The organism is Flammeovirgaceae bacterium SG7u.111 (assembly GCA_034044135.1).
Lineage (GTDB): Bacteria > Bacteroidota > Bacteroidia > Cytophagales > Flammeovirgaceae.
On sequence record CP139021.1, the window covers coordinates 1,738,396 to 1,750,845 of the forward strand.

Here is a 12,450-nt window from a genome sequence, read left to right on the forward strand (position 1 = left end):
TACATCTATTGGGTTCGTTTATATGTTGTTTTTTGCGTAAAATAGCGACTCATTAATCAGCACTATTATGAACCTACCAGATGCGTTAAAAAAATATCAGCCAATCATTGAGAGTTCAAAGCAGGATTACATAAAAGTGGAAATTTCTAAAGAGAATAAAGATATTCCCATTACTTCAAGTAAAATTGGAGGGAATCCTTATTTGCCAATAGAAATGGATTATCCAGTTGATAAAGCGGGAAATCCTATGGCACTTTTGGCTCAACTCAACTTTTCCGAAATACCGCAATTACCCGATTATCCTTCCAAAGGGTTATTGCAGTTTTATATCTCTATGGACGATCTTTATGGATTGAATTTCGATAATCAAACAGTTCAGGAAGGCTTTAAAGTCATCTATCATCCAAAATTAAATTATCCAGATTTGCACTCTGATTTTTCTTTTTTAGACGATTATTTAAAAAAGGAAGAAATTTATCCAATAGTGACAGGAGAATATAAACTGGGCTTCAGGAAAGATGTTTGTTACGTATCTGTGTCAGACTTTAATTTTCAAGCTTATTTTGGGAGTAACGGTTTAGAGTTCTTTGAACAGTTTGAAGATACTGAAGAAGATATGTGGGAAGCGTATGACGGTCTATTTAGTAGTTCTGGCCATAGAATAGGAGGGTATGCTTTCTTTACTCAAGAAGACCCTCGCAATTGGAAGAAACAGTTGAGAACGTACAACAAGTTATTGTTCCAGTTAGATTCTGAAGGTGAGTTTTTGATGTGGGGAGATGTTGGGGTAGGAAACTTTTTTATTAAAGAGGAAGATCTAAAAAAACTAAACTTTTCTGATATCCTTTACAATTGGGATTGTGGTTAAAAAAGCTGTTGTACTAGATTTAGTATAGGATACACAATTTGTTTTTTACTTTTTATAGTATCGGGGTATTTGAAACTACCCCGATCATTATTACTTGCCCAGCATCACATACCAATCCCAATCTTTCGGATCGCCAATGCCTACGCTGGGTGTGTAGAGAAACAAGCCGATTCTCTTGTTGCTGGCTCTGTAGTCTTCCACTATCTTCAGATGCTTGATAGAATCCCAAATGCCTTCATAATCAATCTCCTTATCTTCTATGTTGTCGAAAATCTTTTGGAAATCGGATGCTGATGGCTGCTCCAAAGGAACGGCTAGGCGAGGGAAGTTCTCTGGCTCGGGGGAGGCAAAGCTCGAAGGGAAGCTCATCTCGCCTTTTCCCATCCAGATGATAGTACCATCAAACACCAGCTGATCGCTTGGCTGTGCATACAAGGCAATACTGCCAAAATCACCAGGAGCGGTGTAGTCAATTCGTAGCGGGATGGAATCCGTTGCCGTGAGGTTGGCAGAGAGGTCAATCTCTTTTCCTCCTTCAAATGTGTTGGTGGTAAAGTCTACCTTGAGAAGGGCAATTGAGTGCGTGTTGTCACCGGTGTCATCGCCGTCATCTTTAGTAGGGCAGGCCATTAAAAATGGAATTAGGCTGATGATAAGTGCTACTGAGATGTTCGCTTTCATGTTTGATTTAGTTTTTGTTAAAGTTTCTCCTTTCCCCACAGACAGCAGATGTTTTTGGAAGGTTGGAGCAGGAGCAAACAAAAAAATCCCCTCGGTGGAGGAGATTTGGAAATAGTCTTTTATCGTTTGATAGAAACGGATGTTACCTAAAGTTTTTAGAAGGAGTTCGGTTGGCATGTTTGAAATCAGTTTCTCCTTTAAATACTGTATTCTCTAGGCTTGAGTTTGCACCGAAGTGGGCGTGTTTGAAGTCACTGCCTCTTTTAAATATAGTTTTGGACATGTCTACCCCTTTTTTGAAATTGACATGCTTGAAGTCTGCAAAACGCTCAAACAACACATTGCTAAAGTCTTGGTGGTTGGGGAAGCTTACGTGTTTGAAATCTGCTTCTCCTTGGAAAATAGAGCTTTTAAAACCAGTATTTTCACTAAAATGAGTGTGTTTGAAATCAGCTTCTTTCCCAAAAATAGTGGAACTGAACGAAGATGCCTTTGTAAAGGAACTGTGTTTGCAGCTTAGTTCGTCATTGAACTTATTTCCATCAAACATAGCTTCTCCTTTAAACTTAGAATGCTTGAAAGTTACCTCATCTTTGAACTCACAATTTTCAAAAACTACTTTTTCGTTGAAATGTGTCGCATAGGAAGTGTGGGTGCTTTCATTGAAAAAGTGGGCGATGACTTTTCCTTCGAATGTGCAGTTTTTAAACTCCATTTCTGAATTTACCCAAGAAGAGTAGCTATTATTGTTTTTTGAGTCTAAAGCAGCATTATCAAGTTGAGTCATGTCGAGATCACCCGAGATGCTTACATCTTGGTAGCTCACATTTTCCCCATTGTTAATTTTGTCTATAATTTCGGAGGCAGAAACGGATGATTGGGCAAAGGCATTGGCAATTAACAAGTAACTTACAACAAACAGCATCAGTTTTTTCATTTTATTACAAGAGGTTTTGTTAAACTTCAAATTGAGGTCAATATCCTAAAGACTGGGCAAATAGGAAAAGGTTGCAGATGACAGATGATTAGATAAGATTTAATTAACCTCTTATATAGGTGCCCCAAAACCAATGAAAAAGCCCCTCGTCCCAACGGAATTAAAGGTATATTCGAAGCGGAGTACTAGGTCGTAGTAGGTGACGAAGTCTAGCCCTAACCCCCAACTAAATAACCCTTTGTTGTTAAGCGGATTGTTTTCGGTAAAGTTGTTTACCACGTAACCGGCATCGGCCAAGAGGTTTAAATAAAATGCGTATTGTATCGACTTAAATTTACTGTCCTCTTCGCCGGGCTTCACCTTTTTTACATTGGGTTTTACCAATTCATATTTCAAGTTGCTGCGGAAATAATACATTTGGTCTCCTTTTACTGTGTAGAGATCAAAACCACGGATGAAGTCTTTCTTGTGATTTAAGCTTTGTTGATAGCTATAAGGCGCATTTTCACCGGTCGAGTTTACTGCTTTTATCATTTCTGCCACATAAAACTTTTCGCTAATTTTCTGGTAGAAATGAAAATCAATTCCGTAGTAAAACAAATCAACTTCTCGTTGCCCTATTCCCAAGCCTTGCTTGTCCAAAAATACACGCAATAAATTTCCTTCTAGCGGATAAGATTTGTTGTTCCGGCTGTCGTAGTAATAATCCAAGAACAGGGTGAAGCTTGAGTTAGAAGTTTTGTTATTTGCCAAAAAATTGGGATTCAATGTAAACAGCGAGTCAGAAATAGCTGTGTGTTGCCACGAAAGCTTGACCGTATTGTAACTATAAAGCCCTGGTCTAAAATCCATTTTTGCCATCAAAAATGTTGACTTAGAACTGCTGTTGTCGTATATAATTTGCCTTTTGTTTTCCACTGAGGCATATTCTACAACAGCAAGGTCATTGTACCCTCCAGCTATGGTCAGGCTCTTTTTTTGCCCTTTGCCCACCCAAGGAATGCGATACCCTAAGGCCAACGCCTTCGATTTGCCAGCATAGCCAGCAATAGATGCTTGATGGCTTGAGCCAAATAGGTTGTTGTGGCTAGCAAACAAGCCCATGCTCAGTTGTGATAAGTCGACATCGCGTAGCCACTCGTTGAAATTAGGTGCATTCAACTTCATTACGGGGAAAACCCACCAGTAATGTCGTTCGGTAACATCAATGGTGATCTTATATTCCTTTCCCTGCACCTGCTCTAGGTACAAGTCGACTGTCATGAATATTTTGGTGTTTATGATGTTATCCCTACTGTAATTAAGACGAAGCCGCACCTCACTGGAATCTGAAACAACAAACCGCCGAAGAGAAGTCCGTAATTCCTTTCCTTGCTCAAAAACAGCCAAACTATCTCCCAGCCTAAAATCTAACTCTCTGGTGACGATGTTTTCCTTTGTTAGTTTGTTTCCCGTCACCACCACTTCCCTAATCACTATATGGGTGTGTTCGAAGGTTTCGGGCATGTGTACCTCGCCGTTTTTATTTTGAGAAAAAGCACTTGAAAAAGATACAATAAATAAAATGAGGCTTAAAAAGTGTTTTGTCATGAGGTTTAAAGTTTCCAATTTCACAAGAAAGATAAGAAAAAAATGATGCTTGTAATACTTTTTAAAATCTTAAGAAATAAGCTGTTCAGATTAGCTGATCCATCCATTGGCCATCTCATTTTGTAGATGCGCCCAATTCATATTGATAGGAAATGTTCATTCCCCACTTATACTTTTTTTTGACCTCTGGTGCTCCTCTGTTTCTGCTTTATAAAAACTGCAATTACGAATTAAATAAGTCCTCGTATATTTACTGCAATTGCGAATTAAATAATAAAGCTATGTGTACCAATAGCTTTGGGGTGTGCAACGTGAATTAAAACTGCTGAAATGAAAATAACCAAGTTAGGAGAGTTTGAAGAATTGGTCTTGCTAACGGTAGTGGTGCTGAAGGAAGAAGCCTACGGGGTAGCTATAAAGCAAGACTTAGAAGAGCGTCTGAATAATAGACTGAGTGTGGGTTCCATCCAATCTGCATTGAAGCGGATGGAAGAAAAAGGCTTGCTCACCTCAGAGTTTGGCGAGGCTACACAGAAGAGGGGAGGAAAGCGCAAGCGGATTTATTCGGCAACGCCTTATGCCCACAAAGTACTTATCGAGCTAAAAGAAGTTCGTGAAGAGCTTTGGTCGGCTATTCCTTCACTTGGTCTAAGTTTAAAAGCAATATGAAACCTATTGAAAATACTTCTCCACCCAAGTGGTGTTCCAAGTTGCTTCATTTCTTCCTCAACGAGCAATACCTAGAGGAAATAGAAGGAGATATGGAAGAGGTTTTTCAGGAAAACTTGGAGCTGTATTCAGCAAAAAAAGCCCGAAGGCTTTATGTCTTTGACTCTATAAAGTTGCTTCGGCCATCTCTCATCAAGAACTTTATTACTATTTATCAGCCAAACACTTACGGTATGTTTAAGAACAATATCAAGATTTCGTTACGTGTATTTCGAAGGAATAAAGCCTATGCGTTTATCAATATATTGGGGATGTCCACAGGGCTGGCTATTGCTTTGTTTATTATTATGTATGCAAAGTTTGAATTGAGTTATGAAAAATATAACCAACTGTCTGATAGACAATTGAGGCTTACTGTGGATATTCTGAACGGGGAGTCGCTAGTGGAGCAAGATTGTGAGACGTATCCACCTCTGGGCCCTAAGATGAAAGCAGAAATGCCCGAAGTGGAAGAGTTTACAAGAACCTATCACATGGACCATAATGCCCTGAAGGTGGGGGACAAAACTTTCCGTGAAGCAGATATGTATGCTGCTGATCCTTCTTTCTTCACCATGTTCAATTACCCGCTTTTGCACGGTAACCAGCGTGAGATTTTCAAGAAGCCATATGAAATGGTGTTGACGAAATCTATGGCGCTCAAACTGTTCAATAAGGTAGATGCAGTGGGCGAATCTTTGGAATGGGTGGAGGTGGAAGAGCCTTTTTTAGTGACGGGAATTGTAGACGATAGCCCGGCTACTACCCACCTCAAATTCAGTGCACTGATTTCTTACCCAACGATGATTGCAGCCTTTGGGGAAAGGGAAAACAATTGGAGTGGGAACAATACTTTTACCTATTTGCAACTGGAGGATGGAGTCTCTTTTGATGCATTTAACGAAAGCCTGATGGCGTTCAACAAGCGCTTGACCGAAGAGAAAATATTAGAAAGCGAGCGCTTTATTGCGCAGCCTGTTCGCGATATCCACCTTTACTCGGATAAATCTTTTGAGCCTGAGCCAAACGGGGATGCCACTTCGGTGTTTTTCCTTTTGGGTGTAGCTTTTTTAGTCATGGTGATCGCCATTGTCAATTATGTAAACTTGTCTACTTCAAAGTCGCTCGATAGGGCGAAGGAAGTGGGTGTAAGGAAGGTAATTGGCTCTTCCAAATCTCAGCTGAGGCAGCAGTTTTATACTGAATCGCTACTGGTCAATATTTTCTCGGGCATTTTTGCCGTGTTATTGTTATTTGCCTTCCGCTCTTATTTCTTAGAAGTAGCAGGTTTGCCCCTCGATTTGAATTTTATAGTTGATCCAGCTTTTTGGACGGTTCTAGCAGGTTTTATACTTGTGAGCAGCTTGCTGTCAGGTATTTTCCCCGCCTTTGTTCTTTCATCTTTCAAGCCAATTTCTGTAATGAAAGGAAAGTTTGGCGAATCGGGGAAAGGCTTGCTTATGAGGCGTGCATTGGTTGTTTTCCAGTTTTCGATTACCATATTCTTGCTTATCCAAACACTTACCGCCGAGGAGCAGCTCACGTTTATGAGGGAAAAAGACCTAGGCCTGAATATAGAACAAACGGTAGTTTTGAGAGAGCCCTTTGGCGAGAACGACCTAGAAAAGGCCAAAACGTTCCGCGAAGAAATATTGAATTATCCTCAGTTCCAGGCAATGACTATCTCTAGCTGTGTGCCTGGTTTGCCTTCTCATGAAATGAGTACTTCGACTGGAATCAATTTGGTGGAAGCTCTGGAGAAAAAGAACTTTAATTTTTACTTGTATTGGATTGATGAGCATTTTATTCCTACCATGGAGATGGAGTTGGTCGCTGGTAAAAACTTTTTGACAAATAGCCCCAACGAGGATATGGTATTGGTAAATGAGGAAGCCATTAAGCTTTGGGGGCTTTCCAATCCAGAAGAAGCAATAGGCAAAGAAATAATAGGAGGGTCAAAAAAGACAACCATAATGGGGGTGTTGAAAAACTTCCATCAGGCAAGTGCAAAATCTGAACATATTCCCATGATTTTCTTGTATAATGATGGATTTAGCCACATGTCGAGCATCAGAATAGCTTCGGGCGATATGAAAGAAAACGTGATGCTTATCAATGATGTTTACGAATCGGTGTTCCCAGGTAGTCCTTTTGATTTTTTCTTCTTGGACCAAGAATACGATAAGCAATACCGCGCCGATGAACGGTTTGGGGCAGTATTTGCCACGCTTACTGCTTTTGCAATCCTTATTGCCTGCCTCGGTTTGTTCGGCTTGGTGATGTTTACCGTAGCCAAGCGGACGAAGGAAATTGGAGTGAGAAAGGTGCTAGGAGCGGAGGTATGGCAAATCGTATTGTTGCTTTCCAAAGACTTCGTAGTGTTGGTGTTCATTTCCATGTTCATTGCTATTCCGCTTACCTATTTTATAGTGCAAAGCTGGTTGGACCGCTACGCTTTTCGCATCGACTTGGAAGCATGGATTTTTATGGTGCCGGCATTGGCAGTGCTGCTTATTTCGGTATTGACCATTGTAGGGAAGACCTTACAAATCTCGAGGGCAAATCCCATCAATTCTTTGCGGGATGAATAAGCTATCTTAAAAAAACATGATTATGAAAACTCGCTCTTTTGGGCGAGTTTTTTTGTTTCTGGCTTTCGCAGGATTTTTTTTCTACTTGAAATACAGAGCTTTAAGAATTAGTTGTAAAGCTTTATTTTTAAAGTAAGGAATCCTAACTACATTTGTATCATTAATTTAATCATTCAAACTAAAACTTATTTGAACATGTCAAAATCAGTATTTTATCACGCAGGTTGCCCCGTATGTGTTAGCGCAGAAGATGAAATTGTATCACTAATTGGCGAATCTCAAGTTGAAATCGTCCACTTGGGCGAAACCAAAAGCAGAATTGGTGAAGCAGAAAACGCTGGGGTAAAATCTGTACCAGCCTTGCTCACACCAAAAGGAAATGTGTTGCACATCAATTTTGGAGCTTCTTTAGCCGATGTGAAAGGGTAATACTTTTTTTATCCTAAAAAGTTAGGACTCCTTATTTGATAGGCCTATTTTTGCCCATGAGCTAAATCACTCATGGGCTTTTTTATGGAAAAAGATAGAAACGAAAAAATAGTAGCAGGGCTTGAGCGCATTTCAGAAGTGTTTAAAACATTGCTTTGGGAAAAAGCAAAGGCGCATGGCATCAGTCCCATCCAAATTCAATTACTACTTTTTGTGGCCAACCACAAACCCGAGCTATGCAGCGTGAGCCATTTGGCCAAAGAGTTTAACCTTACCAAGCCCACCATTAGCGATGCAGTGAAGATGTTGGTGAAAAAAGGTTTTCTGGAAAAAGATTTTTCCTCGGCAGATAGCCGGAGCTACACGCTTTTTGTCTCCCAGTCAGGCAAGGAGTTGCTTGACAAATTGGATAATTATTACCAGCCACTTTCTTCGGAGCTGAGCAAGCTAGGCAGTGAAGAATTGGGCAACTTATATAGCACACTCACCAAGCTGATTTATCAGCTAAATCGCAGTGGAATTATCCAAGTCCAGCGCACGTGTTATGGGTGCAGGTATTACGAAAAAAAATCGAAGGCTTCGTATTGCCATTTGCTCCAATCAGATTTAGAGGAGGAGGAAATCAGGCTCGATTGTCCCGAGTTTGAAGAGAAAATGTAGGTTTTTAAAAGTGTTTAAAATCAGTGGTTTATGAGTAGATGAAATATTTTTTTCAAGGTGGTGTGACTTTTTGTAAAAGCTGCGTATTTAGTTCAGGTTTATGCTTCTGTATGGGGCGACCTGTGAAAGAAAGATAGACTTTTGCCCTTAAAGCATCGGCTGTCAATTAAAGTTTATTTATTCAAAGAGTTCAGTGCTTTTTAACAAGACCATGAAAAAACACACCTTGGTATTTATTGTAGCAGGCTTCCTGTTGGGAGCTGCCCAAATGGCTCCAAAAACTGGCGTGCCAGCCAACGTTATGAAAGCTTTTAGCCAGGCTTTTGCAGGCGTAACCCCCTATCAGTGGGATATGAATGCTACTGCATTTTATGCTTATTTTGAAGTGGAAGGAGCTTACCAGTATTGCAGGTTAGATGCAACAGGAAAGATAACTGACACGGGTAAGTTCATTGGCGAAGACGAGCTTCCTGAAGACTTGCTTGAGAAAATGACTGGCAAAGTAGCTGATGCAGAAATTTCTGAGCACTATGTAGTAAGTACTGCCAAAGGCAAGCAATACCTTTTCGTGTATGATGACGGTGTAAGCAAAAACTTGATCTTGGCCTCAGCCAAAGGAGAGGTTGTTCGCAAAGATCAATTTACCATCTTTGAAGATGAGGGAATAGAAGAAGAAGTGGAAGATGGCGATAGCAAAGACGAAGAGGATTGGAAGTAGGTAATTATTTGTAATAAGTTCTAAATATGAAAAGGGACAGCCACAGTTTTGTGGCTGTTTTTTTGTGGGTAAAGGACAAAAAAAGGGTCTTGAATTAACTTCAAGACCTTATTAAATATCGGTAAGACCGATTGGTAGAGTTGAAACCTATTTTCTATACTTCAGTCCCAATCGTTTTGAGAGTTTTTCCTCATCTTTTTGGGGCGGATAGTGTAATCCTCTTCCCATTCATCGGCATAATCAGCGTATTTGTTATCATCGACATCATCGCTGTAACCAGACTTCTCGTCATCAAATTCATCATAGGTATCGTTAGCGTCGTACCCGTAGTCGTTTTCGAATTCTTCGTTGGAATCCATTGAAAAGAAGTTTTCGCTATTCTTTTTCATGACTAAAACATTAAAACAGGTTTAAGATAGATAAAATTGGTTTTTACCCATAATACGCAAGTTTTAGATGGAAGTCACATCCCCAAGATTAAAAAATCATAAACTTTTTCGGTGCAATTTGGTCACCTTTTCCTTCGCTCTTTTTATCCGCATTTTCACAGCGCTTTCGCTCAGGCCAGTTGTCTTTTGAATTTCTTTTATAGAAAGGTCTTCATTGTATTTGAGAAGCAGCAAAAGCTTGTCTTCTGGAGGGATTTGTTCCAGTAATTGTTCCAAAATTTCAATGCCCAAATCGTCACTTACTTCCTTATCTAGCTCAGAAAGCTCTTCTACCGAATCGGAAAGGGTTTCGGTAAGCTGCTCGTTGAGTTTGCTCTTGTTTTTGCGTAGGAAGTCTATGCAGGTATGATGCACAATCGTATTGAACCAAGGGGCAAACCTGTTTTCTGGATGGAATTTGGCTAAGTTGATGTACAGTTTTATAAAGATTTCTTGTACCAAGTCTTTGGCGTTGTCTTCGTCTTTCACAAACTCTCTGCACCGAATAAAAACTTTTTTCTCGTAGCGCTCAGTGATTTTGGCAAACAGCGAAGGGCTAAACTCTTGCTGTAGGCTTGCCATTAAATATTCATCCGATTGAATTTCTTCAGCCATAATTGCTTTTGGTTTGTACGATAAAGCTAGTAAAAAATGCTCTTCTTTCTCTATTTGAATTTAAACGAAAGGTTATCAAGATCAATATTTTGATGGAATTGACGAATTGGTTCGTAGATAAAATCTATCCATCTGCTGAGTTGAAGCATGGCTCTGTTGAATGCTTTTTACACATACTGCCCTTAAAAGTACTTTAGTGAAAGAGTTTGAAAAAAGGCTCTAGAAAAAGTTAATTATTAATCAATAAAAAATAAAAAAAGTATGAAAACAGCATTCAAGAAATATATCAGCCACAGCATTATCATCTTGTCTATTTTGCTAATGGGGAGTTTGGTTCAGGCACAGCCTCAGGGTCAGGGGCGACCAGCAGGACCTCCGCCAATTCCTAATGCAAAACAAATCAAAAAAATGGTTGCAGACCTTTCAACAGAGCTTTCGCTCAATGATCAGCAAGAAACTCAAATTTCTGAGTTGTACACTGCCCATTTTGAGCAAGTTGAAGAGGTAATGGAAGGGAGCGATAGAGATGCCCAGCGTAAGGAAATGGACTCGCTAAAGAAAGCCTTTGACGAAGAGGTGAATGCCTTACTTACCGATGAGCAGCAAACTTTATACGCCGCCTATCAGAAAAAAAATGATCAGAGGAAAGGTGGACGAGGGCCACGTAACCGCTAGAGCTTATACCTCGATTTAGAGGAGAGCCACTTTAAAGTTTTAGTAAGATGCAAAACATAGGATAAATGGATTCGATTAACAAAAAATTTAAGCCGCTAAGGGGCATAAGCGTATTTATTGCAGTTTTTCTATTTACAATACCTTTCACAAGTTGCTCAGATACTGAAGTAGATCCGGAGGATGATAGTGAAACAGTAATAATAGATGATACTGAGTTCACTCCTACCGATTGGACAGATGCTACGCATAGTAAAGGAGCTGATCCTAATTTTGATATTGTATTTGATAATTCGGAAGTTCAGCGCCTTGATATCGTAATTACTGAAAGCCGTTGGCAAACAATGCTCAATAACATGACGAGCTTGTATGGTACTTTTGGTCAGATGAGAGGTGGTGGAGGTTCTTTTAGCGATGAAGATCCTGTATTTGTTCCAGCCGAAGTGTTCCACGATGGTAAAGAATGGTACCGGGTAGGGGTAAGGTTTAAAGGGAACTCTAGCCTCCAAAGTAGCTGGCAGGCAGGAATATTAAAGCTTTCGTTCAAGTTGGATTTTGATGAGTTTGAAGATGATTATCCGCAAATAGATAACCAACGGTTTTACGGATTCAAAAAGCTAAGCCTTAAAAATAATTACGATGATCCATCTATGTTGAGGGAAAAGGTTGCTGCCGAGGTGTTTGCCAATGCAGGGCTGGCGGTATCGAACACGGCATTTTATGCAGTGTATGTAGATCATGGAGATGGACCGATATATTTTGGAGTGTACACCATGGTAGAAGAAGTAGACGATACGGTGATAGATACGCAGTTTTCGAGCGATGAAGGGAATTTATATAAGCCAGATGGCTCTGGGGCGAGTTTCGCAAACGGGACATTCGATGAGTCTGAATTTGTAAAGAAAACCAATGAAGACGACTCCGATTGGTCAGATATTCAGGCATTGTTTTCCGCATTGCACGATGGTTCTAGAACTACCGACCCAGCTACTTGGAGGGCAGGATTGGAAGAGGTATTTGATACGGATGTATTCTTAAAGTACTTGGCAGTGAATACGGTGATCCAAAACTGGGATACCTATGGGGTAATGACTCATAATTATTATCTGTATAACAATCCTGATAATGGGAAGCTAACATGGGTGCCTTGGGATAATAACGAAGCCTTGCAAGATGGAAAACAGGGAGGATCTCTTGCATTAAATTTCTCGGGTTTGCAGTCGCAAAGCTGGCCGCTGATAGGTTATTTATATGCCGATGAAGTGTATAAGGCTAAGTATGATGCTTATGTGAAAGAAACAGTAGAAGGAGCTTTTGAACCGAATGCGATGGAAGCGCTTTATACCAAATATGCTGCGTTGGTAGAGTCTTATGCTGAATTGGAGACTTCTGGTTATACTTTTCTCTATTATTCCGGTGAATTTCAATCTGCTATTACTGAGTTGAAACAGCATGTTAATAGCCGTACTTCAGCGGTGAATAGCTACCTCCAATAAGGCACAGGACAAATGCCCTTACTACAGAACCTACTTGCTAGGGAAGATCAATTGAAA

The 12,450-nt window shown here is 40.1% G+C and carries 13 protein-coding genes; 8 read left to right on the top strand and 5 right to left on the bottom strand.

Going from position 1 to position 12,450, the window contains the following annotated elements:
• The first annotated feature begins 67 nt into the window (after positions 1–67).
• A complete protein-coding gene (locus tag R9C00_06855) occupies positions 68–868 on the top strand; it encodes a YwqG family protein (GenBank protein ID WPO37162.1) in 801 nt (266 codons plus the stop codon).
• Between the two features lie 90 nt (positions 869–958).
• On the opposite strand, the gene R9C00_06860 is transcribed toward R9C00_06855, so the two are convergent.
• The 3 genes from R9C00_06860 to R9C00_06870 form a co-directional block, all read right to left on the bottom strand.
• Positions 959–1,726 carry a hypothetical protein gene (locus R9C00_06860; protein ID WPO37163.1) on the bottom strand — a complete coding sequence of 256 codons (768 nt, stop codon included), beginning with the start codon at positions 1,724–1,726 and terminating at the stop codon, positions 959–961.
• Entirely contained in the window at positions 1,692–2,486 is a 795-nt protein-coding gene (locus tag R9C00_06865; protein ID WPO37164.1) for a pentapeptide repeat-containing protein, read from the bottom strand. Before R9C00_06865 ends, R9C00_06860 begins: the two co-directional genes overlap by 35 nt.
• 111 nt (positions 2,487–2,597) lie before the next feature.
• The gene (locus R9C00_06870; protein ID WPO37165.1) at positions 2,598–4,076 is read right to left on the bottom strand and encodes a hypothetical protein; all 1,479 of its coding nucleotides are present in this window, start codon (positions 4,074–4,076) and stop codon (positions 2,598–2,600) included.
• Positions 4,077–4,406: 330 nt separating this feature from the next.
• Here R9C00_06870 and R9C00_06875 point away from each other — a divergent pair, with 330 nt between their 5' ends.
• The 5 genes from R9C00_06875 (at position 4,407) to R9C00_06895 (ending at position 9,182) form a co-directional block, all read left to right on the top strand.
• On the top strand, positions 4,407–4,745 hold the full coding sequence (locus tag R9C00_06875; GenBank protein WPO37166.1) for a helix-turn-helix transcriptional regulator: 339 nt from the start codon (positions 4,407–4,409) through the stop codon (positions 4,743–4,745).
• Positions 4,742–7,375 (top strand): FtsX-like permease family protein, encoded by a 2,634-nt coding sequence (locus R9C00_06880; protein ID WPO37167.1) that lies wholly within the window; start codon positions 4,742–4,744, stop codon positions 7,373–7,375. Before R9C00_06875 ends, R9C00_06880 begins: the two co-directional genes overlap by 4 nt.
• A gap of 195 nt (positions 7,376–7,570) precedes the next feature.
• Entirely contained in the window at positions 7,571–7,804 is a 234-nt protein-coding gene (locus R9C00_06885; GenBank protein WPO37168.1) for a thioredoxin family protein, read from the top strand.
• Between the two features lie 84 nt (positions 7,805–7,888).
• Positions 7,889–8,464, top strand: coding sequence for a helix-turn-helix domain-containing protein (locus tag R9C00_06890; GenBank protein WPO37169.1), 576 nt, complete (start codon positions 7,889–7,891; stop codon positions 8,462–8,464).
• A 211-nt stretch (positions 8,465–8,675) separates the two neighbouring features.
• Complete coding sequence (locus R9C00_06895) at positions 8,676–9,182, top strand: hypothetical protein (GenBank protein WPO37170.1); 507 nt, start codon at positions 8,676–8,678, stop codon at positions 9,180–9,182.
• Between the two features lie 161 nt (positions 9,183–9,343).
• Here the strand turns inward: R9C00_06895 and R9C00_06900 are convergent, their stop codons facing one another.
• Positions 9,344–9,571, bottom strand: a complete 228-nt coding sequence (locus tag R9C00_06900) for a hypothetical protein (GenBank protein WPO37171.1) — start codon at positions 9,569–9,571, stop codon at positions 9,344–9,346.
• Between the two features lie 96 nt (positions 9,572–9,667).
• Positions 9,668–10,225 (bottom strand): RNA polymerase sigma factor, encoded by a 558-nt coding sequence (locus R9C00_06905; protein ID WPO37172.1) that lies wholly within the window; start codon positions 10,223–10,225, stop codon positions 9,668–9,670.
• Between the two features lie 261 nt (positions 10,226–10,486).
• Here R9C00_06905 and R9C00_06910 point away from each other — a divergent pair, with 261 nt between their 5' ends.
• Both R9C00_06910 and R9C00_06915 read left to right on the top strand, forming a co-directional pair.
• A complete protein-coding gene (locus R9C00_06910; protein ID WPO37173.1) occupies positions 10,487–10,900 on the top strand; it encodes a hypothetical protein in 414 nt (137 codons plus the stop codon).
• Between the two features lie 65 nt (positions 10,901–10,965).
• Positions 10,966–12,393, top strand: coding sequence for a CotH kinase family protein (locus R9C00_06915; protein ID WPO37174.1), 1,428 nt, complete (start codon positions 10,966–10,968; stop codon positions 12,391–12,393).
• Positions 12,394–12,450: the final 57 nt, after the last annotated feature.